Annotated in this window: 18 protein-coding genes; 11 read left to right on the top strand and 7 right to left on the bottom strand. The window is 61.9% G+C overall.

From position 1 onward, the window contains the following. Positions 1-117 precede the first annotated feature (117 nt). Complete coding sequence (locus NKI21_RS29065; RefSeq protein WP_023810558.1) at positions 118-1191, bottom strand: diguanylate cyclase domain-containing protein; 1074 nt, start codon at positions 1189-1191, stop codon at positions 118-120. A 407-nt stretch (positions 1192-1598) separates the two neighbouring features. On the opposite strand from NKI21_RS29065, the gene NKI21_RS29060 reads away from it, so the two are divergent. From NKI21_RS29060 to NKI21_RS29050, 3 genes are all read left to right on the top strand, one after another. Beyond that, the gene (locus NKI21_RS29060; RefSeq protein ID WP_023810559.1) at positions 1599-2015 is read left to right on the top strand and encodes a GFA family protein; all 417 of its coding nucleotides are present in this window, start codon (positions 1599-1601) and stop codon (positions 2013-2015) included. A gap of 81 nt (positions 2016-2096) precedes the next feature. Then, positions 2097-2456: a diacylglycerol kinase gene (locus tag NKI21_RS29055; RefSeq protein WP_023810560.1), complete on the top strand. Its 360-nt coding sequence runs from the start codon at positions 2097-2099 to the stop codon at positions 2454-2456. Between the two features lie 40 nt (positions 2457-2496). Then, entirely contained in the window at positions 2497-3084 is a 588-nt protein-coding gene (locus NKI21_RS29050; RefSeq protein ID WP_352552965.1) for a hemerythrin domain-containing protein, read from the top strand. A gap of 3 nt (positions 3085-3087) precedes the next feature. On the opposite strand, the gene NKI21_RS29045 is transcribed toward NKI21_RS29050, so the two are convergent. Together NKI21_RS29045 and NKI21_RS29040 are read right to left on the bottom strand one after the other, a co-directional pair. Next, positions 3088-3675, bottom strand: a complete 588-nt coding sequence (locus NKI21_RS29045) for a DedA family protein (RefSeq protein ID WP_352552967.1) — start codon at positions 3673-3675, stop codon at positions 3088-3090. Continuing rightward, a complete protein-coding gene (locus NKI21_RS29040) occupies positions 3672-4235 on the bottom strand; it encodes a DUF1003 domain-containing protein (protein WP_023810564.1) in 564 nt (187 codons plus the stop codon). Before NKI21_RS29040 ends, NKI21_RS29045 begins: the two co-directional genes overlap by 4 nt. Before the next feature lie 92 nt (positions 4236-4327). Between NKI21_RS29040 and NKI21_RS29035 the strand changes: the two genes are divergently transcribed. The 6 genes from NKI21_RS29035 to gltX all read left to right on the top strand — a co-directional run bounded on the left by NKI21_RS29035 (position 4328) and on the right by gltX (position 12481). Further along, positions 4328-5044 carry a DNA-3-methyladenine glycosylase I gene (locus NKI21_RS29035; RefSeq protein WP_023810565.1) on the top strand — a complete coding sequence of 239 codons (717 nt, stop codon included), beginning with the start codon at positions 4328-4330 and terminating at the stop codon, positions 5042-5044. Between the two features lie 129 nt (positions 5045-5173). After that, complete coding sequence (locus tag NKI21_RS29030) at positions 5174-6850, top strand: NAD+ synthase (protein ID WP_352868656.1); 1677 nt, start codon at positions 5174-5176, stop codon at positions 6848-6850. A gap of 37 nt (positions 6851-6887) precedes the next feature. After that, complete coding sequence (locus NKI21_RS29025) at positions 6888-7298, top strand: GNAT family N-acetyltransferase (protein WP_023810567.1); 411 nt, start codon at positions 6888-6890, stop codon at positions 7296-7298. 380 nt (positions 7299-7678) lie between these two features. Continuing rightward, positions 7679-9484 carry an ABC transporter ATP-binding protein gene (locus NKI21_RS29020; protein WP_352868653.1) on the top strand — a complete coding sequence of 602 codons (1806 nt, stop codon included), beginning with the start codon at positions 7679-7681 and terminating at the stop codon, positions 9482-9484. Positions 9485-9715: 231 nt separating this feature from the next. Beyond that, positions 9716-10921, top strand: a complete 1206-nt coding sequence (locus tag NKI21_RS29015) for a hypothetical protein (RefSeq protein ID WP_245273191.1) — start codon at positions 9716-9718, stop codon at positions 10919-10921. A gap of 186 nt (positions 10922-11107) precedes the next feature. Next, entirely contained in the window at positions 11108-12481 is a 1374-nt protein-coding gene (gltX, locus tag NKI21_RS29010; protein WP_352868650.1) for a glutamate--tRNA ligase, read from the top strand. Here the strand turns inward: gltX and NKI21_RS29005 are convergent. The 3 genes from NKI21_RS29005 to NKI21_RS28995 form a co-directional block, all read right to left on the bottom strand. After that, positions 12399-13613, bottom strand: a complete 1215-nt coding sequence (locus NKI21_RS29005; protein ID WP_352868647.1) for a DUF2865 domain-containing protein — start codon at positions 13611-13613, stop codon at positions 12399-12401. The genes gltX and NKI21_RS29005 overlap by 83 nt on opposite strands. A gap of 90 nt (positions 13614-13703) precedes the next feature. Next, positions 13704-16028: an NADP-dependent malic enzyme gene (locus NKI21_RS29000; protein WP_352775663.1), complete on the bottom strand. Its 2325-nt coding sequence runs from the start codon at positions 16026-16028 to the stop codon at positions 13704-13706. A gap of 177 nt (positions 16029-16205) precedes the next feature. After that, positions 16206-16985 carry an SDR family oxidoreductase gene (locus NKI21_RS28995; RefSeq protein WP_352868644.1) on the bottom strand — a complete coding sequence of 260 codons (780 nt, stop codon included), beginning with the start codon at positions 16983-16985 and terminating at the stop codon, positions 16206-16208. A 118-nt stretch (positions 16986-17103) separates the two neighbouring features. Between NKI21_RS28995 and NKI21_RS28990 the strand changes: the two genes are divergently transcribed. Further along, positions 17104-17919: a UDP-2,3-diacylglucosamine diphosphatase gene (locus NKI21_RS28990; protein WP_013531888.1), complete on the top strand. Its 816-nt coding sequence runs from the start codon at positions 17104-17106 to the stop codon at positions 17917-17919. Between the two features lie 124 nt (positions 17920-18043). Continuing rightward, positions 18044-19258, top strand: a complete 1215-nt coding sequence (locus tag NKI21_RS28985; protein ID WP_023810576.1) for an MFS transporter — start codon at positions 18044-18046, stop codon at positions 19256-19258. On the opposite strand, the gene dgcA is transcribed toward NKI21_RS28985, so the two are convergent. Continuing rightward, a complete protein-coding gene (gene dgcA / locus NKI21_RS28980) occupies positions 19229-20212 on the bottom strand; it encodes an N-acetyl-D-Glu racemase DgcA (RefSeq protein ID WP_023810577.1) in 984 nt (327 codons plus the stop codon). The two genes, NKI21_RS28985 and dgcA, sit on opposite strands and share 30 nt — an antisense overlap. Positions 20213-20263: the final 51 nt, after the last annotated feature.

Here is a 20263-nt window from a genome sequence, read left to right as displayed (position 1 = left end):
TCGTCGAAACCATCGAGGCAGCCGAATGCAAGAACTACTTCGAAAACGCAGGCTACGCTTCCGTCAAAATATGAAACGCTCTAGTCCAGTGTTCCCGGCACCAGCGGGCAGGGACTGTCAGTCCTTCTTGTAGAGCAGCCAGCTCTTGCCGGCCCGGGGGCCTGCCATCGTCGAGTGCCTGGTGACGCGGTTGCGGCCGCTGACCTTCGAGCGATAGAGCGCCCGGTCGGCCTTGGTGTAGAGATCTTCGGGTCCTTCGGCTTCGGACGCCATGCAGATACCCATCGAGACGGTAACGGTGCCGTAATTCGTACCGGTCTGGCTGCTGGTGAACGGCGTCTGCGCGATCAGGGCACGAATACGCTCCGCGACGTCATAGGTGGCGTCCTCGCTGGCGCCCTCGATGATCAGCGCGAACTCCTCGCCGCCGGTGCGGGCGACGAACATGTCGCCGCGAATGCTGGTCTGGAAAATATCGGCGATGCTCTGGATGATCTTGTCGCCGACCGGGTGGCCATAGCGGTCGTTGATATCCTTGAAGCGGTCGATGTCGACAAGAACCAGGGCGTTGAACAGGATACCCCTGTTGCTGTTGTAGATCCTGGTGATCTCCTTGTCGAAGGCGCGCCGATTCCAGATATGGGTCAACGGATCGGTGTCGGCCAGCCGCTTATACTCCTCAAGCTTCGACTTGACGCTCTCGAGTTCGGCCGTCTTGTCGCTGAGCGTCGAGGCCACCTGCCGGCCGTGATCGATCGTCGAATTGGTGGCAACCGCCATGGCGTTGGCGATCTTCTGCAGGAGATCCTGAGAGAGAAGGCTGCGGCCGCTGAGGCCGCTCGATGTCTCATCGAGGATCCTGCCGTATTTCTCGATGTGGCTGCGCTCGCTCCGCAGCAGCGAAGCAACCTCCTCGAGCTCCCTGGCGATGACGTCTCTGGCATGCTCGACGATGCCCGGACCATGGTTGTGGGCAAAGAAAGTGCGCCCGATCTGGTCCAGTTCATCTTGTGTCGGCCGGCTGCTCAGCGAAACGACGGCGAGGCTGAGTTCGCGATTGGTGCCGCTCAGCGCCTCGTAGAAAATCTCGTAGTTGCGCGGCAGGCTGAGCACGCCCAGCTGGCGCATTGTGGCAACGACACTGGCCGCGATGTCGGTGCTTCGTTCGGTCGGAAGAGCTGCCGGCTGCATTTTTGATTCTTCCCCTCGGATTCCGCTGTAGAATTCGCGGGTTCCCTTTGTCGCCGACCTGGGGAATGCGACCGACTCCAGAACAACTTGCAAAGGGATGCGTCCCCACCCACGACCTTCGCTTGCCATGACCATAAATGCGCCAGCGCTAAAGTTTCCTTAATTGCCGAGATTCCACAGTTTTTCTCTACCTGCGGCTGTAAAAGCTTAAATTTGCGCACCCAATAATCGAAAACGACGCCAGTTTGGTGGCTTTGAATCCGAAATTCGCGCATCGCGCTCTTGAAAATGAAACCGAATTTCGGATTCACCACGCCAGTACATGTCGCATTTGCTTGCGTGTGGTCGTCGCAAAGCTGGAATCCTGACGACGATGCTGAGGCAGAGTTTTCCTCGAGGAGGTCGAAATGAGCGACAATCACACGGGATCGTGTCTGTGCGGAGCGGTTCGCTTCAAAACGCACGGAGCGCTGCGTGGCGTCGTCTATTGTCATTGCTCGCAATGCCGCAAGCAGAGCGGACATTTCTATGCCGCGACCAATGTTGCCAACGCCGACATTGTGATCGAGGGCACGGAAAGTATCACCTGGTACGAAGCCTCTACCTTCGCCAGGCGTGGGTTCTGCAAGGCATGCGGATCGGTGCTGTTCTGGAAGCCGCGAGACCAGGACTACGTTTCAGTCATGGCGGGATCGTTCGACAAGCCGACAGGTCTTGAGGGGGAATGCCATATCTTCGTCGGTGACAAGGGTGACTACTATTCGATCGACGACGGGCTGCCGCAGTTTGAAAAGTCGACACCGTCCATACCGGTTGCTGAATGAATCTTGGACAAGTCACCTTATTCCATTGATCTGGCCAGCCATTGCATTATCCCGTGCCGGTGATTCGCAAAGGGGTTTGGCATGCAGCGGCTGATCGATGCTTATTTCAATTCGGTGCGGGCGTTTCGCAAGCTGGCCACCAGCGAGAAGGCTTTCCAGCAGGAGCTGATGCTGCTGGCGCTTGCCTTGCCGCTCGGCTGGTTCGTTTCGATCTCGTGGCGCGGTTATGCTTTGCTGATCGGCGCCGTGCTGCTCTTGATCATGGTCGAAGTGCTGAACACCGGCATCGAGGCGGCATGTGACGCTTTCAGCCGCGAGTTCAATGTCGATATCCAGTTGGCCAAGGATTGCGGTTCGCTGGCGGTGCTGATTTCGGTGCTCATCGTCGCCGGCGTCTGGGGTATCGCCATTATCGAGCGGATTACGGGACTACCGATCTAGCCTTTCGATGCCTACATGCCAGTCACCAAAGGAGACTGTCATGTCCGAAGCCACGAGCTTTCTGCTTCTTGAGCGTGCTGGCCTGCCAGACGATCTGCGCTGGCTCGTCGAAAAATACCCGCGTGAAAACTGGCAGGACCATGCCAACATCCATGGCATCGCCAATATGTGGCTGCAGCGGCACGACATGTTCCGCGAACTTGGCGGCATGCTGGCCAACGGTATTGGGGACTACCGTGAGGGACGGCTGACGGCGCCTGATTTCGCGCGCTGGTTCGCGCCGCGCCTCGATCATTTTCTTGGGCATCTCGACGGTCACCACAATGTCGAGGATTATCAATATTTTCCGGTCTTCGCCAAGGCCGAGCCCCGTTTGAAGCGCGGCTTCGAGATTCTCGATGCCGACCATCACACCATTCATGAAGGGCTGGAGCGCAATGCCGAGGCGGCCAATGCGTTCATCAAGACGCTTCAGGAAAACGAAGACAGACAGCGCTTTGCCGCCGACGCCTATGCCGACGAAAACAGCCGGCTGATCGCCATGCTGACAAGGCATCTTGCCGACGAGGAAGACCTGATCATCCCGCTGATCCTCGATCGGGGGGATCAGGCGCTCGGCGTGGATTGACGATCAGTCCTCCCTGGCGCGTTCCTTCCTGGCGATGTGACGGGCGACGAGCCATGCCAGAACGGCCACGGTCAGGCCGATGCCAAGCCCGATCAGCAACCGTTCGTGATGCATCAACGCCTGGCCGATGACGTGCTCGGCTCCCAGTCCAAAGACATAACCGATCGTGCCGAACAGTACCGCCCAGACCGCCGATGAAAGCGCGTTGAGGATGACGAAGCGCGGCGCGGCAATGTTGGAAAGCCCGGCTGCAATGCCGCCGACGAGGCGCATGCCGTAGATATAGCGGTTGGACAGCACGAAAATGTCGGGATGGGTGTTGAGCAGCCGAAAGGCGCGGCGGAAGCCGGGCCGTTTGCGCAATCTGACGACATAGGGATGGTCGGCGAAGCTTCGTCCGAGGATGAAGAAGAAAGTATCGCCGACGAAGGCGCCGAGCGCGGCCGCAAGAACCGCGTGCCACAGGACGAAGACCTGCTGGTGGGCGAAGAAGCCGCCAAGGATGGCGGCACTTTCGCCCTCCGCGACGCAACCGATAAAGACCGCGAGCAGCCCGTATTGTTCGATGAAATGATGGATTGCGTCGGTCATGAAGCCGACTGCTGCGAAGACAGCCTTTCGTCGATCCGCTTGACCATTTCGGTCAGCTGCACGATCTCGTCGCGCATACCGAGAATCTGGCCGTGGCGCAGTTCATCCAGCTTTTCATGCAGCGCCATGATCTCGATCTCGGCTTTCAGGTTGACCTCGTAATCGTGGGCGGCGTCGATGCGGTCGCGTTCGGTCTGGCGGTTCTGCGCCATCATGATCACCGGCGCCTGCAAGGCGGCGACCATCGACAGAACGAGATTGAGGAAGATGAACGGGTAGGGATCGAAGGCGTCACGCGACAGCAGCCAGACATTGCCTGATGTCCACAGGATCAGAAAGGCGATGAAGGTCAGGATGAAGGACCATGACCCACCGATGCGGGCGATCGTGTCGGCGAGCCGGTCGCCGAAGGTCTGGTGGAAGGCGACGGCCTTGTTGGTGTCGCGCGAGATGGTGGTCCGTTCGAGCGTCGATTGCAGCACCCGGCTTTCGAGCTGGCTGAGGCCGTCCGGCCGCCGCTTGAGCCAGCGGTTCGCCAGGTCGTCGATCGTCTTGTTCATGGCCATCTCCAGGGTCTTTGGCTTGCCGTAAGAGGTAGAGGCTGCCGGCTCACACGGGAAGTGTTAGATTGATTCCAGTTGCCGAGGGACCAATGGCCGATTTCAAGAAAATTCGCGCACGCGCCGCAAAACGCAAGGGCGGCGAAGAGGAACTTACGTCGCTGCTGGGTCCGGCGCCTGACAATGCCGCCGTGGCTGACATCGCCGATGACCGCATTCTCTCTGTTATGGCCGAACGCGTCTTCGCCGCTGGTTTCGTCTGGCGCGTCATCGAGCAGAAATGGCCGGGCTTCGAGGAGGCGTTTCTGCGCTTCGAGCCGAAGCGGCTGTTGTTCCAGCCCGATGATTTCTGGCACGATCTGACGGCGGACCAGCGCATCGTGCGCAACCCGCAGAAGATCAGATCCGTGCGCGACAACGCTGCCTTCGTCGAGCGCGTGTCGAAGGAATATGGCGGTTTCGGCCAATTCCTCGCCAACTGGCCGGCTGACGACCAGGTCGGGCTGATGGCCTGGCTCGGCAAGCATGGCAGCCGGCTGGGCGGCAATACGGGCCAGTATTTCCTGCGCTGGCTGGGTTGGGATGCGTTCGTCATCTCGGGCGATATGGCCGCGGCGTTGCGCGACGCCGGCCTAGACATCGCCGAAAGCCCGACTTCGAAGAAGGACCTGGACAAGATCCAGAGGCAAATCAACCAATGGGCAGCGGAGACGCATCTGCCGCGCCGGCATATTTCACGCATCCTGGCGATGTCGATCGGCGAGAACCATTCGCCGCAAGCGCTGCGCGAATATATGGGCGACGACTGATACCTGGTCGTATCGCCACGATTGAAGTACGTTGATCGGTCCGTACACGGTTGACGTATGTCAATCGGTCCGAATTGGTCCAAACGAACGCCATTGCCCGGGCAATTTTGCCGCGCTAAGTCAGCAGGCATGACCAAGAAGCTCGACATCCTGCGCATCGCCGTCGCCCAGCTCAATCCGACTGTCGGCGACATATCAGGCAATCTCGCCAAGGCCCGCGAGGCGAGGGCGGATGCCGCACGTCAAGGCGCCGATCTCGTGCTCTATACCGAGCTTTTCCTCGCCGGCTATCCGCCGGAGGATCTGGTGCTGAAGCCGGCCTTTTTGAAAGCCTGCGAAAAGGCGGCACAGGATTTTGCCGCCGACACCGCGGATGGAGGTCCCGGCGTCATCATCGGCACGCCGTTGAAGCGCAAGAGCGGCACGCACAATTCGATCGTCTTCGCCGATGGCGGCAAGATCATCGCGGAACGTTACAAGCTCGATCTGCCTAACTACGGCGAGTTCGACGAGAAGCGCGTCTTCCAGGCCGGACCCGAGATCCAGGGGCCGGTCAATTTCCGCGGCGTGCGCATCGGAGTTCCGATCTGCGAGGACATCTGGGGCGATGTCGATATCAGCGAGTCGCTGGCCGAAAGCGGGGCGGAAATCCTGCTGGTGCCGAACGGCTCGCCCTACTACCGCGCCAAGATCGATGTCCGCCACCAGGTCGTCATCCGCCAGGTCATCGAATGCGGGCTGCCGATGATCTATGCCAACCAGCTTGGCGGCCAGGACGAGCTGATCTTCGACGGCGCCTCGTTTGCCATTGGCGCCGACAAGACGCTTGCCTTCCAGATGAGCCAGTTCGAGGAAGCGGTCGACGTCACTACATGGAAACGCCAGGGCGATCACTGGGTCTGTTCCGAAGGGCCGATGTCGAAAATTCCGGACCGGGAGGAGGCCGACTATCGCGCCTGCATGCTAGGCCTGCGGGACTACGTCAACAAGAACGGCTTCAAGAATGTGGTGCTTGGTCTGTCCGGCGGCATCGATTCGGCGATCTGCGCGGCGCTCGCCGTCGATGCGCTCGGCGAGGAACGCCTGCGCGCGGTGATGATGCCCTACCGCTACACCTCGAAGGACTCGCTGAAAGATGCCGAGGATTGCGCCCGGGCGCTCGGCTGCCGCTACGACATCGTGCCGATCTTCGAGCCGGTCGAAGGGTTTCTGCACGCGCTGACGCAGATGTTCGAAGGCACCAAGGAAGGCATCACCGAAGAGAATCTGCAGAGCCGCGCGCGCGGCACCATCCTGATGGCGATCTCCAACAAGTTCGGCTCGATGGTCGTCACCACCGGCAACAAGAGCGAGATGTCGGTCGGCTACGCTACGCTCTATGGCGACATGAATGGCGGCTTCAATCCGATCAAGGATCTCTACAAGATGCAGGTCTACGCGCTGTCGCGCTGGCGCAACAGCCACGTGCCGCCGGGCGCGCTTGGCCCCTCGGGCGAGGTGATCCCGAAAAACATCATCGACAAGGCGCCATCGGCGGAATTGCGCGAGAACCAGACCGACCAGGATTCGCTGCCGCCCTATCCGGTGCTGGACGATATTCTCGAATGCCTGGTTGAGAACGAGATGGGTGTCGACGATATCGTCGCGCGCGGCCATGACCGGGCGACAGCGACGCGCATCGAGCACCTGCTCTACATCGCAGAATACAAGCGACGGCAGGCGGCGCCGGGCGTGAAGATCACCAAAAAGAATTTTGGCCGCGACCGCCGCTATCCCATCACCAATCGTTTCAGGGATCGCAGCTAAGTACCGAAAGCGCGCGGCGGTGCGGCCGGAGACAGCCATGCCCGATTGTGAAATCAGCTTCGACATGTCACGGATCGATTTCCGTGCGACATCGGACCTGTTGATGGCAAGCTATTGGGGCGCCGGACGCACTGACGAAGTCCATCGCCGCGCCTTTGCCAATTCACTGTGCGTCGGTGCCTATGTCGATGGCAAGCAAGTCGGCTTCGGCCGCGCGATCACCGACCGCACGGTATTCGCCTATCTCGCCGATATCATCGTCTGGCCGGAGAACCGCGGGCAGGGCATAGGCAGCCGGCTCGTCCAGGCCCTGATCGACCATCCGGAGGTCAGGACCGTTTTCCATTGGAGCCTGTCGACCAGCGATGCCCATGGCATGTATGAAAAGCTCGGGTTCAAGCCATCAACCGATGGCCGCTACATGCGCTTCGATCGCGTTTCTGAATGAGGCGCGGCTTGCCCGCCATTGTTGCAAAATAATCGCAGTGGTTGGACCAGATACGCTTTTGGCGTCAGCCCGTCTTGGCGATGCATCGGAGCGTCTCTATAAGGACCCCTCCGCAATTGTCTTGCGGGAGGTCCGAATGGCAGTATTTCACATGGTAATGCGAGGCCGCGAAGCCTAGGTCTCATCCGGCGCTCAGCGAAGGTTTGCCCTTCGTGCTGATGCCGGATCGAGCACAGGCTTATGCCGATGCCGGTCGCCGCCCGATGATGGGCGAGACGCCAAATATGCCACTCCGCTTTCCGGGCACTCATTGGCCCCTTGCGCGGCTTCTTCAATTTTCGACCTACCGGGATCGGGCTCGTTTGTGCCCGAATGACATCATGGCTCGTTTTAAGATCGATTTGCGCGCGAGCGCCTTTCGCAGCGTTCTTGGCTTCACGCTTACCCATTGGCGGCGCCAGCCGTGGCGGCTTTCGCTCATCATGGGCAGCTTCCTGCTGTCGACACTGGCCGATGTGCTGACGCCGCTCTATTCCGGCCGGCTGGTCGACGCCGTCGCCAGCAGCGCCGGCGCCGACGCGATTGCCTGGAATGCCGCGCTGATGGCGTTCTCGATGCTGATGGCGCTGGCGCTGGCCGGCGTTGTCTTGCGCAACCTGGCGTTCATGGGGATCGTCGAGCTGACGTTGAAGATGATGGCCGACATCGCCGCCGATGCTTTCCATCGCGTCCAGCGCTTTTCCACCGACTGGCATGCCAACAGCTTTGCCGGCTCGACCGTCCGCAAGGTGACGCGCGGCATGTGGGCGCTCGACCTGCTCAACGACACCATCCTCATCGCGCTGCTGCCGTCGGTCGTCATGCTGGTCGGCTCGACGTTGCTGCTCGGCTGGTTCTGGCCGTTGATGGGGGCGGTCGTTGCTGCCGGTTCGGTGCTGTTCATCACGGTGACGGCGCTGCTGTCACTTGGTTATGTCGCGCCGGCGGCAAGGCTCGCCAACACCTGGGATACCCGCCTCGGCGGCTCGCTGGCCGACGCGGTCAGCTGCAATGCCGTGGTCAAGGGCTTTGGCGCCGAGGAGCGCGAAGAACGCCGACTGGCCAAGGTCGTCGCCAAATGGCGTGCGCGCACACGGCGCACCTGGGTGCGCGGTACCATCAACGGCACCACGCAAGGGGTGCTGCTGCTGGTCATGCGCGCCGCGGTGATCGGCCTGGCGCTGATGCTGTGGTCGTGGGGGCAGGCGAGCGCCGGCGACGTTGCCTTCGTGCTGACCTCGCTTTTCGTGCTGCAGGGCTATCTCAGGGATATCGGCACGCATGTCCGCAATCTGCAGCGCTCCATCAACGATATGGAAGAGCTGGTCGATTTCCAGTCCGAACCGCTCGGCATCGAGGACCGGCCAGGTGCCGAGCCGATCCGGATCACCGAAGGACGGATCAGCTTTGACAACGTCACCTTTCACTATGGCCATCACCGATCGGCGCTTTACCGCGACTTTTCGGTCGATATCGCGCCGGGTGAGCGCGTCGGGCTGGTCGGCCATTCGGGGTCGGGCAAGACCACCTTCGTCAAGCTTATCCAGCGGCTCTATGACGTGAATGCGGGGCAAATCCTGGTCGACGGCCAGGACATCTCGCAGGTGGCGCAAGCCTCGTTGCGCGGGCAGATCGCCATCGTTCAGCAGGAGCCGATCCTGTTCCACCGGTCGCTGGCCGAAAACATCGCCTATGCCAGGCCGAGTGCGACGCAGGAGGAGATCGAGCATGCCGCGAAGCTGGCGAGTGCGCATGACTTCATCACCAACCTGCCGAAGGGCTACGGCACGCTGGTCGGCGAGCGCGGCGTGAAACTGTCGGGCGGCGAGCGTCAGCGCGTGGCGATCGCGCGCGCCTTTCTTGCCGATGCTCGCATCCTGATCCTCGACGAGGCGACATCGAGCCTCGATTCGGAATCGGAGGTTCTGATTCAGCAGGCGATGGAGCGGCTGATGGTCGGCCGCACGACGCTGGTCATCGCGCACCGGCTTTCGACGGTGCGGGCGCTGGACCGGCTGCTGGTCTTCGATCGCGGCAACATCGTCGAGGAAGGCTCGCATGACGAACTGATCCGGCTGAAAGGCGGCATCTACCGTCGCCTGTTCGAACGCCAGGCATTGGAACTGACCAAGGGACTTGTGAGCTGAATTGAGGCGGCCTGCAGCTTCGGCCGGAGGCCGCCTCTGTCCGGCACGGTCAGCCCAGCGGGCTGGACCAGGGCATGCGATCGCAGGGCCGCGGCCAACCCGCCGATCAGCGCCGTGATGCTGGCCGACTTGATTTGCCTGTGAAGTCCTGTCCGGATAGTAAGTCTTGAGACCTCTGTTCATCATACCGACCGAGATACGTTGTTTCTACCATTGGTTGATATATATCCGATGGAGAGCAACCTACGGACGTTCTTCACGATGCATCTTTCTGCGAATGCCGAGGAAAAGTTGGCTGCGCCGTCAGTGCTGGAATCTCAGCATGGCTCGGTTCGTCCGCTGGCTGCCGAAGATCTCGAGCGCGTCGCCGCACTCTTCCTGACGAAGTTTCGCCGCCGCCGCCGCCACCTCCTCGATCGCGCGATCGCGGAGACGGCCGCGTATATGAGAGAGATTTATCTCGACCCTGCCGGCCAGTCCGGGGAAAGCAACGCTCTTGTCCAGATCAATCGGCACGGTCGTCTGGGTGGGTTCCTCGGCGTTCTGAAAGCCCGCTACGAGCTCAATGGAGCGGCATTGAATGCGGCGATCATCGGGCCGCTCATGGCCGACCCCGGCACCGATGACGGCTCGGCCGGACCCCAATTGCTGCGTGCCTTGCATCAAGGCGAATTCGATCTGCAACTGACCGATTCGGCCAACCGGACATCCTTGGCCTTCGCGCGCCCGATGAAGTACCAACTCCTTCCGGTGCATTGTCTGGGATGGACATATGTTTTCCGGCCGGCGGCGATGGCCGCCTCCGCACTGCACCGTAAATGGCCTGGCCTGCCTCGCCTTGTACTCGATCCATGCGCGAGAGCATTCGATGCTCTCGCGAAGAAAAGGTTCGAGCCCCCCGTCCTCCATTCATCGTCACATCGCACCCACCGTGAGCCGATCGATGCCGTGCAATTTGCCGAGAAGCTGCCGACTCTCCTGTCTGGTTACGCTCTTCGGCCGAGTTGGAAGGATGGGGAACTGCCACGGCTGCTTGCGCTGGCGGCCGAGAAGCGGGCCGACGGCCCCCTTCATTTCGGTGGGATCTACGACGAAACGGGCAAAATGCTCGGTTGTCATGCCTTCTATGGTCAGGCCGGCGGCATGGCGAACCTGTTGCAGATCCAGGCATCCGCACCGCACTGGGGCGCGACTCTGGATGCGCTTGTCGCCGCCGCATGGGAGATGGGCTGCGTCGGCATCACCGGACAGACGCAGACCAGATTCATACCTCAACTCTTTGGCTACAAGAATGTCTTCTTCCGCTATGCCGGGGGAACGATGGTCCGCTCGCGCATCGCCGAGGTCACGGAAGCGGTCCGCTCCGGCGACATTTTTATCGGTGGATTGGTGGGCGACCGCTGGACCCGCCTCAGTTCCGATGATTTCGGCCGCTGATCGCCTTCAACCGGTCGTCGGCCCCAGCGGCTGGCTACGCTTGGGTCACAAAGGCCGCCTCCGGACTGCGCGCCTCCTGAGGCGTCCACCGCCCGGTCTTTTCATTCCAGCCGCCATGTTCTATGTCTGCCGGGCAACGCGGGGGCGCGTCTTGTCAACCACAAAAGCATCCGGTACGCCCCGTTCATGACAGTTACCGTTCGTTTCGCCCCGTCGCCGACCGGCCGCATTCATATCGGCAATGCGCGCACGGCCCTGTTCAACTGGCTGTTCGCCATGAACAACAAGGGCCGATTCATCCAGCGCTTCGACGACACCGACATTGCGCGCTCGAAGCAGGAGTTTTCCGACGCCATCCTCTATGACCTGCATTGGCTGGGCATTTTTCCCGACGCCACCGAGTACCAGTCGCGGCGCTTCGAAGTCTATGACGCGGCGGTCGAGAGGCTGAAGACGGCAGGCGTTCTCTATGCCTGCTACGAAACGCCGGAGGAACTCGATCTCAGGCGCAAGGTGCGCCGCACGCGCGGCCTGCCGCCGGTCTATGGCCGCGAGGCGCTGACACTGACGCAAGAGCAGATCGACGAGTACCAGGCCGATGGCCGCCGGCCGCACTGGCGGTTTCTCCTCCCCAATTTCTCAGGCGATCCACAACAGCCGGAACGCACCGAAATCCACTGGAACGACCTGGTACGCGGTGAGGAAACCGTCGATCTGGCCTCGCTTTCCGACCCGGTCCTGGTGCGCGAGGACGGCACCTATCTCTATACGCTGCCTTCCGTGGTCGACGACATTGAGATGGGCGTCAGCCATGTCATCCGCGGCGACGATCATGTCACCAACACCGGCGTGCAGATCGCCCTGTTCCAGGCTCTGGATGCCGAGCCGCCACTGTTCGGCCACCATAATCTCCTGACCACCGCATCGGGCGAGGGCTTGTCTAAGCGCACCGGCGCGCTCTCCATCGAGAGCCTGCGCGAGGACGGCATCGAGCCGATGGCCGTCGCATCATTGGCCGTTCTGGTAGGCACTTCGGAGAATGTCGCGGCGATGCCGACGATGGGCGAACTCGCCGAACGCTTCGATCCGGCGGCGACATCGAAATCCGCGGCCAAGTTCGATCCGGACGAGCTGTTCGTACTCAACCGGTCGCTGCTGCACCACATGCCGTTCGCCGAGGCACAAGACCGTCTGATCGTGCTCGGCGTCTCCGGCGAGCAGGCCGAACCGTTCTGGCTGGCGGTGCGCGGCAATCTCGACAGGCTGGCCGATGCGGTCAATTGGTGGCGCATCCTGCGCGAAGGGCCTCAGGAGACGCCGGAATTTTCCGATGAGGACCGCGACTTTCTTCGACAGGCGTTCGACCTGTTGCCGGAGGAACCCTGGACCGCGACGATCTGGAAGGACTGGACGGGCAAGATCAGGGAAGCGACCGGCCGCAAGGGCAAGGCGTTGTTCATGCCGCTCAGAACAGCCCTTACCGGACTGCCTTCGGGGCCGGAGCTTGCAGATCTATTGCCGCTGATGGGTCGGGAAGGAACGTTGGCCCGACGACCCTGACCTTCCGCTGTTCCGGCGGCAAGGCTGATATCGGCGACGTCACCGGCTTGGCGGAAACCCGCTTGATCGTCTCGCGGTCGAGCCCGCCTTCCTGATTGGCCAGCGTTTCGGGATCGGCACCTGGATCCGGTTTGGAGATCGGCACCGGAATGAACGGTGCGGAGTCCGTCTCGGGTTGCAACTGTTCCGGATTCGGCGGGTTGCCGGCGATGATCTGAAAACCCTGCGCGGCGGCGTTGCAGCCGCAAGCCGGCGGCCGCGACATATCGGGCTGCTTGTAGAGATAGGCGGTCGGCAATTCACTGTAGGGCCGGCCGGTGATAGATGACGTCATCGAGGCCGAATCGTCGCCCATGCCGCGCGAGTAGAAAACCTGCATTTCGGTGCCGGGGCAGCTCGATTCGCAATTCTTCTGGTCACGTTCGAAATCGCCAGCCGAGGCTGAGTTCGACATCGGGAAGAAGTAGCCGTCGCAGGTGCGCACACAGGAGGTGTGGAACTCACCGCCGACGCTCGGAAAATCGGGTATGCCGGGCTGGTTGAGCACCCGGCGGACATTGCGCTCCTCGCCTGGATCGTCGGGCGGGCTAGGCTCATCAAACATATCGAGTTGCTGGCTGTTGCCGCCAAAAAGCTGATTGAACAGGTTTGCGCTGCCGCCGTCGCGGTTGGCTTCCTGCAAAGGCGTCCGCCGAGGCGCTACGATGTCGTCGCGGCAGCCATTGGCGTCAAGCGCCGCCAGGATGCGTCCGCGGTCGCGGCCAGAGCCGCCGCTGGCCAGCCGCTCGCGCTTGTTTTGCAAGGCGTCGAGATTGGCATTCATGCGGTCGATCGTGGCGTTGAGTCCGGCGCATTGATTGAGGTTGCGACCAAACAGCGAAAAACCGCACCCGGCCCGGCTCGCCTGGCTGCGAGCCTTCGAAATCTGTTCATGCTGCCTGGCAATTGCGGAATCGTATTTCCGGATCAGCGCCGGACCGCCACCGCCGCCGCGCGAGGACGCGGCAAGATCGGCTTCCAGCTGGCGGCAGACCCGCGAAGCAGCCTGTGGCTCGGCCACCCCCCAGGTTGCAGACAACAGGAGGCCAAGCAGCACGGCAGCATGCGCCTGCTTCCACCCTCCGCTTGCCATCCGCCCAAACTCCGCCTGCCAAATCCCGACTGTTAGCCCCGCAAGGCTACCGTGTTCGCGGTTAACTGCAGTTTACCGCGAAATCCGTGTTCAGCCCAGATTGACGACCGCCTGTGCCTTGTGGGCGGCTTCGACCACGGCAAGCGCCGTCATGTTGACGACGCCGCGCGAGGTGACGGACGGCGTCAATATATGCGCCGGCATGTCGGTGCCGAGCAGGATCGGCCCGACGTGTAGCGCATCCGTCATGGTTCTGAGCGCCGTCAGCGTGATGTTGGCCGAATCGAGGTTGGGGAACACCAGCAAATTGGCTTCGCCCTTCAGCCTCGAATGGGGATACACGCGCTGGCGCAGGTGCTCCGACAGAGCAGTGTCCGCATGCATCTCGCCATCGCATTCAAGGTCAGGCGCGATGCGCGCCAGGATCGCCGCTGCTTGCCGCATCTTCAGGGCACTGGGCGAATCGCGCGAGCCGAAATCGGAATGCGACAAGAGCGCTGCCTTAGGCTCGATGCCGAAGCGCTGGATTTCTTCCGCCGCCAGCACGGTCATTTCGGCGATTTCTTCCGCCGTCGGGTCGACGGAGACGTGGGTGTCGGTCAGGAAGATGATGCCGCGCTGCGAGATCAGCATGGAAAGCGTCGACAGGTCGTGGTCCTTGATGCCGGCGCGGGGGCCGATGATCAAGGTGACGTTGCGCAGATGCCGCTCGAAGCGGCCTTCTAGTCCACAGACCATGGCGTCGGCATCGCCGCGTTTCAGCGCAAGTGCTGCGATCACCGTGTTGTCGGTGCGGACCATGGTGCGCGCGGCTTCCGTCGTGACGCCACGCCGGCCGGCGAGTTCGATCAAAAGGTCGACATAATGGCGATAGCGCGGATCGTCTTCCGGGTTGATCAGGCCGAAATCGACACCGGGCTTGATGCGCAAGCCGTAGCGCTTCAGGCGCACCTCGATGACGTGCGGGCGGCCGATCAGGATCGGCTCGGCGATGCCTTCTTCGAGCACCACCTGGGCGGCGCGCAACACGCGCTCATCCTCGCCGTCGGCATAGATGACGCGCTTGGCGGTCGACGCCTTGGCGGAGGAGAACACCGGCTTCATCACCAGGCCGGAGCGGAAGACGAAGCGGTTCAGCTTGTCGATATAGGCGGCGAAGTCGGTGATCGGCCTTGTCGCGACGCCGGTGTCGCAGGCTGCCTTGGCGACCGCGGGCGCTATGCGCAGGATCAGGCGCGGATCGAACGGCGAAGGAATCAGGAATTCAGGGCCGAAGATCGGCGTCTCGCCGGAATAGGCGCGGGCAGCGACGTCCGAAGGTTCCTCGCGGGCAAGGGCTGCGATGGCGCGGACCGCCGCCATCTTCATCTCCTCGTTGATAGCGCTGGCACCACAGTCGAGCGCGCCGCGAAAAATGTAAGGAAAACAAAGTACGTTGTTGACCTGATTGGGAAAATCGGAACGGCCTGTGCAGATCATCGCATCGGGGCGGGCGGCGCGTGCCGCCTCCGGCATGATCTCCGGATTGGGGTTGGCCAGCGCCAGGATCAGCGGCTTCGGTGCCATGTGCTGGAGCAGTTCCGGCTTCAGCACGCCTGCCGCCGACAAGCCGAGGAAGACATCGGCGCCCGATATGACGTCGGCCAGCGTGCGCGCCTCGGTGTCCTTCACATAAGGGTCTTTCCAGCGGTCCATCTCGTCGGTCCGCCCTTTGTAGGCAACGCCGAAACGGTCGGTGACCCAGATGTTTTCGACCTTGGCGCCGAGCGAGACCAGCAGGTTGAGACAAGCAAGGGCGGCAGCCCCGGCGCCGGAGGTGACGATCTTGATTTCAGATATGGTTTTTCCGGCGAATTCCAGCCCGTTGAGCACGGCGGCGGCGACGATGATGGCGGTGCCGTGCTGGTCGTCGTGAAACACCGGTATCTTCATGCGCGCCTTCAGCTGTTCCTCGACCTCGAAGCATTCCGGTGCCTTGATGTCCTCGAGGTTGATGCCGCCGAAGGTCGGCTCCAGCGCCGAGATCGTCTCGACCATGCGCTCAATACCGGGCGCGTCGATCTCTATGTCGAAGACATCGATGCCGGCGAACTTCTTGAACAGGACGGCCTTGCCTTCCATGACCGGTTTGGAGGCCAGCGGGCCGATATTGCCGAGGCCGAGAACGGCCGATCCGTTGGTGACGACGCCGACCAGATTGGCGCGCGCGGTATAATCGGCGGCGGTCGCCGGGTCGTCGCGGATTTCCAGGCAAGGGGCGGCGACGCCAGGCGAATAGGCGAGCGCGAGGTCGCGCTGATTGCCGAGCGGCTTGGTCGCCTGTATCTCGAGTTTTCCCGGCCTTGGGTGCTTGTGGAAGTAGAGGGCGGCTTCGTCGAGGTCCGAACGTGCCGTCTTTTTGCTCTCGCCTTCCATGCGGCCGCTCCCTCGAATTCTGGCTGGAGATTCCCTTTTAGCATGCAGCCGTGGTTTTTCGCGACGCTAATTGACGCGCCGGCGGCGATACCCGGAAGCGCGTATAAAGTCTTTAACAATCAAATGCTTACAACGATCTCCTGACAGGCGTCTCCTACAGTTTCACGGACAAGTTGATCAAAAGGCGCTGACGTAGAGACCACCATCGACCGGTATGTTCTGCCCGGTCAGATAGCCGGCATGGACCGAGCACAGGAAGGCGCAGATCTGGCCGAATTCCTCCGGCGTACCGAGCCGCTTGGCCGGAACGTCGGCGCTGATGCGGGTCTTGCGCGCGGCTGCGGCCTCAGGGCTTTCGACACTGTCGGCTTCATGCGGGCCGCGCAGCCGGTCGGTGTCGAGCTTGCCCGGCAAAAGACTGTTGATGGTCACGTTGCGGTCGACAACCGTTCTGGCCACGCCGGCAAGAAACGAGGTCAGGCCGGCGCGCGCGCCGGACGAGAGATCAAGGCCGGGAATGGGCACATAGACCGACAACGAGGTGATGTTGACGATGCGGCCGAAGTCGCGCTTGGCCATGCCGTCGAGGACAGCCTGCACCAGCTCGATCGGCGTCACCATATTCTGGGTGACGCCTTCGAGGATCTTTTCGCGATCAAGCGTGCGGAAGTCGCGAAGCGGCGGCCCGCCATTGTTGTTGACGAGGATATCCGGGTCCGGGCAGGCCGCGAGCAGCGCCTTCTGCACCTCCGGCTTCGAAACGTCGCCAACGACTTCCGTCACCGTGACGCCATAGCGCTCGCGCAACTCAGCGGCGGTTTTCGCCACCAGTTCGGCGTTGCGCCCGTTGACCACGACATCGCAGCCGGCCTCGGCCAGCGCCATGGCGCAACCGCGCCCAAGTCCCTTGCTCGAAGCGCAGACGATGGCCTTCTTTCCGCGGATACCAAGATCCATGACGATTTCTCCTGTGATTTGGCCGGCAAGCTAGTCCTTCGGCTGGACCAATCGCAACCGTCATACGGTTGTTGCATGAATCGGAGCATAGGCTCGCGAAAGCAACGGTGAAATCGCGATGTCCGGCCAAGAGCCCCGCACTTTCCGCAGCATGTTCATTTCCGACGTCCATCTGGGCTCGAAGGCGGCCAAGGCCGAGTTCCTGATCGATTTCCTTCGATATCACGATGCCGATATCATCTATCTGGTGGGTGACATCGTCGACGGTTGGCGGCTGCGGCGGAGCTGGCACTGGCCGCAAAGTCACAATGACGTCGTGCAGAAATTGCTGCGCAAGGCGCGCAAAGGCGCCAACATCACTTACATCGCCGGCAACCATGATGAGTTCGCCCGCCAGTTCCAGGGCGTGCATTTCGGCGGCATCGTCGTCGCCGACCGCGCCATCCACGAGACCGCCGACGGCAAGCGCCTGCTCGTCATCCATGGCGACCAGTTCGACACCGTGGTCCACAATGCGCGCTGGCTCGCCTATCTCGGCGACCACGCCTATGACGCGGCCATGCTGGTCAATCGCGTGGTGACGCGGCTGCGGCAACTGCTCGGCCTGCCGTATTGGTCGTTTTCGTCCTGGGCCAAGCACAACGTCAAGAAGGCGGTGAACTTCATCGGCTCGTTCCAGACCATGCTTGCGGACGAGGCGCGCCGCTCGCATGTCGACGGCGTCATCTGCGGCCACATCCATCATGCCGTCATCGAGAATTTTGGCGATGTCCAGTACATCAACACCGGCGACTGGGTGGAAAGTTGTACGGCCGTGGTCGAGCATTTTGACGGCCGCATGGAAATTCTGACCTGGGCGCAGGTGCTGCCCGAAGCGCCGGACGAGCCCTTTATCCCGTTGCTCATCGAAGATCGGGTAGGGCAGGCGGCATAGTCCGAAGTCTTTTCGGGCTTCGGAATCAATCAATTAGTCCAACCGGTTTCGTCCGATTTTCGTCCATGTTAAGGGATCGACACGCGTTGCCGTCCGGTCGAATACAGCGCGATTGGATCGATTCATGGCCCTGCCGCAGCTCTCGTCCGAACAACTCGTCAAGCCGCGCCATTTCGAACTGCGCATGAGCCTGATCTTCGCGACGCTGTACGTGCCGCTCGGAACGCATTTGCCTTATTTTCCACTGTGGCTGCAGGCCAAGGGTTTTCACGCCGAGCAGATCGCCGTCATTCTGGCGGCGCCGATGTTCCTGCGCGTGGTGACGACGCCGTTACTGACCGCGCTGGCCGACCGTGCCAGGGACCGCGCCGATGTCTATGTCGCGCTGATGGCTGCATCACTGCTCTTGTCGGCAGGCTATTTCCTGCCGCCGACCTATGCGATGGTGCTGGCGGTCTCATTGGCGCTGACCATTGTCTGGACGCCGCATTCGCCGATCGCCGATTCGCTGGCGCTTTCGGGTGTCCGCCGCTTCGGTTCGAACTACACAAGCATGCGCAAATGGGGCTCGATCTCCTATCTCTGCGCCAATGTCGCCGGCGGCTTCATTCTGTCGGCAACCGGTTCGCAGGCCGTTCCGGTTGTCATTCTGGCGGCGTTTGCCGCGGCCCTTGCCGCCGGCCTGCTGGCGCCGCGTCTAGGCCGTCCGCGGCGCGCCTCACCGCTGTCGGCCGCCGACATCCAGCATTCGGCGCCGAAGCTTCTCAACCCGTATTTCCTGTATTTTTCCGTCGGCGTCGGCGTCATCACCGCCAGCCACGCATTCCTCTACGGTTTCGTCTCCATCTATTGGAAATCGATCGGCATCAGTGATTCGGTTGTCGGTCTCTTATGGGCTTGGGGTGTGGTGTCGGAAGTCTGCATGTTCATGATGTTCACCCGCTTTTTTGACCGGTTCTCCGTCGTGTCGATCATGGTGATGGCGGGGATCGGCTCCATCGTGCGCTGGATCGCCTTTCCGCTGGTCTGGCCGCTCGGCCTCGGCATTCCCGGTTTCTTCGGTGTCCAGTCGCTGCACTCGGTCTCGGTGGCGCTTGGGCTGATCGGCCTGCAGAAGATGATCGGCGAAACCGTCTCCGAGGAGCGGACAGGTGCCGCGCAAGGCATTGCCTATTTCTCCAACGGCTTCTTCATGGCGGTGGTGACGCTGGCGTCCGGCCCGCTCTACGACCGTCTCGGCGTGGACGGCTTCTTTGCCATGATCCCGATCGCCTTGATCGGGCTGGTGCTCATCGGGCTTGCTGCGCGCTCAGCCCCACAGCGCCACATCGGGCGGTGACACCAGCGATCCCTGGTAGATAAGGCCCGGTACCCGGTCGCGGGCAAGCAGCAGCGGACCGTCGAGGTCGACGAAATCGGCATGCTGGGCAAGCAGCACCGCTGGCGCCATCGCCAGTGACGTGCCGACCATGCAGCCGACCATCACGCCGAAACCGAGTTCGCGGGCGCGATCGCGCAGCACCAGTGCCGCAGTCAGGCCTCCCGACTTGTCGAGCTTGATGTTGACGGCATCGTAGAGACCGACAAGCGCTTCGAGATTCTCAGCCTCATGCACGCTTTCATCGGCGCAGATCGGCACGGGATGGGCGATATGGCGCAGGATCTCGTCACGACCGGCCGGCAGCGGCTGTTCGATCAGCGCGATGCCTTGTTCGGCGGCAAAGGCGAGGTTCGCAACGATGTTGTCGTCGCTCCAGCCCTCATTGGCGTCGAGGATGATGCGGCTGTCTGGCGCTGCCTGCCTGACCGCGCGGATGCGGGCAATGTCGTTGTCGCCACCGATCTTGACCTTGAGCAGCGGCCGCGCGGCATTGGCGCGGGCCTGCGCCGCCATCGCCTCCGGCTCGCCCAGCGACAGCGTGTAGGCGGTTTCGAGCGCCTGCAAGGGAAGAGCACCTATCGCGACTGCTACCGAGGTTCCGCTGAGCTTTGCCTCCAGATCCCACAGGGCGCAGTCTATGGCGTTGCGGGCGGCTCCGGCCGGCATAGCATCGAGCAAGGCTGTCCGGCTGATGCCAGCGGCGATTCGGCCGCGCATGGCCTCGATCGCGTCGCGCACGCCCTCCATGGTCTCGCCATAGCGCTTGTAGGGGACACATTCGCCGCGGCCGAAGTGGCCGCCGTCGCCGATCGTGCAGGAGATCACCTCGGCTTCGGTCTTGGAACCGCGCGAAATGGTGAAGGTTCCGGCGATGGGAAAACGCTCGGCCTCGACCGAAATGACACGCGCCATATTTTTCTGCTCCTGCTATGCGACAACCGTTGTCGGCAAATCGACAGGTCA

The organism is Mesorhizobium sp. M0715 (assembly GCF_040320355.1).
Lineage (GTDB): Bacteria > Pseudomonadota > Alphaproteobacteria > Rhizobiales > Rhizobiaceae > Mesorhizobium.
The sequence above is the reverse complement of the archived record's forward strand: the minus strand, read 5'-3'. Positions and strand labels throughout refer to the sequence as shown.

What these genes read in the sequence shown, in the direction of transcription:
- NKI21_RS29000 (WP_352775663.1), bottom strand. Translation starts at nt 16,028, where the DNA reads ATGGAAGGCGAGAGCAAAAAGACGGCACGTTCGGACCTCGACGAAGCC.
- NKI21_RS29030 (WP_352868656.1), top strand. Translation starts at nt 5,174, where the DNA reads ATGACCAAGAAGCTCGACATCCTGCGCATCGCCGTCGCCCAGCTCAAT.
- NKI21_RS28985 (WP_023810576.1), top strand. Translation starts at nt 18,044, where the DNA reads ATGGCCCTGCCGCAGCTCTCGTCCGAACAACTCGTCAAGCCGCGCCAT.
- gltX (WP_352868650.1), top strand. Translation starts at nt 11,108, where the DNA reads ATGACAGTTACCGTTCGTTTCGCCCCGTCGCCGACCGGCCGCATTCAT.
- NKI21_RS29050 (WP_352552965.1), top strand. Translation starts at nt 2,497, where the DNA reads ATGTCCGAAGCCACGAGCTTTCTGCTTCTTGAGCGTGCTGGCCTGCCA.
- NKI21_RS29040 (WP_023810564.1), bottom strand. Translation starts at nt 4,235, where the DNA reads ATGAACAAGACGATCGACGACCTGGCGAACCGCTGGCTCAAGCGGCGG.
- NKI21_RS29055 (WP_023810560.1), top strand. Translation starts at nt 2,097, where the DNA reads ATGCAGCGGCTGATCGATGCTTATTTCAATTCGGTGCGGGCGTTTCGC.
- NKI21_RS29015 (WP_245273191.1), top strand. Translation starts at nt 9,716, where the DNA reads ATGGAGAGCAACCTACGGACGTTCTTCACGATGCATCTTTCTGCGAAT.
- NKI21_RS29025 (WP_023810567.1), top strand. Translation starts at nt 6,888, where the DNA reads ATGCCCGATTGTGAAATCAGCTTCGACATGTCACGGATCGATTTCCGT.
- NKI21_RS29065 (WP_023810558.1), bottom strand. Translation starts at nt 1,191, where the DNA reads ATGCAGCCGGCAGCTCTTCCGACCGAACGAAGCACCGACATCGCGGCC.
- NKI21_RS29045 (WP_352552967.1), bottom strand. Translation starts at nt 3,675, where the DNA reads ATGACCGACGCAATCCATCATTTCATCGAACAATACGGGCTGCTCGCG.
- dgcA (WP_023810577.1), bottom strand. Translation starts at nt 20,212, where the DNA reads ATGGCGCGTGTCATTTCGGTCGAGGCCGAGCGTTTTCCCATCGCCGGA.
- NKI21_RS29060 (WP_023810559.1), top strand. Translation starts at nt 1,599, where the DNA reads ATGAGCGACAATCACACGGGATCGTGTCTGTGCGGAGCGGTTCGCTTC.
- NKI21_RS29020 (WP_352868653.1), top strand. Translation starts at nt 7,679, where the DNA reads ATGGCTCGTTTTAAGATCGATTTGCGCGCGAGCGCCTTTCGCAGCGTT.
- NKI21_RS29035 (WP_023810565.1), top strand. Translation starts at nt 4,328, where the DNA reads ATGGCCGATTTCAAGAAAATTCGCGCACGCGCCGCAAAACGCAAGGGC.
- NKI21_RS29005 (WP_352868647.1), bottom strand. Translation starts at nt 13,613, where the DNA reads ATGGCAAGCGGAGGGTGGAAGCAGGCGCATGCTGCCGTGCTGCTTGGC.
- NKI21_RS28990 (WP_013531888.1), top strand. Translation starts at nt 17,104, where the DNA reads ATGTCCGGCCAAGAGCCCCGCACTTTCCGCAGCATGTTCATTTCCGAC.
- NKI21_RS28995 (WP_352868644.1), bottom strand. Translation starts at nt 16,985, where the DNA reads ATGGATCTTGGTATCCGCGGAAAGAAGGCCATCGTCTGCGCTTCGAGC.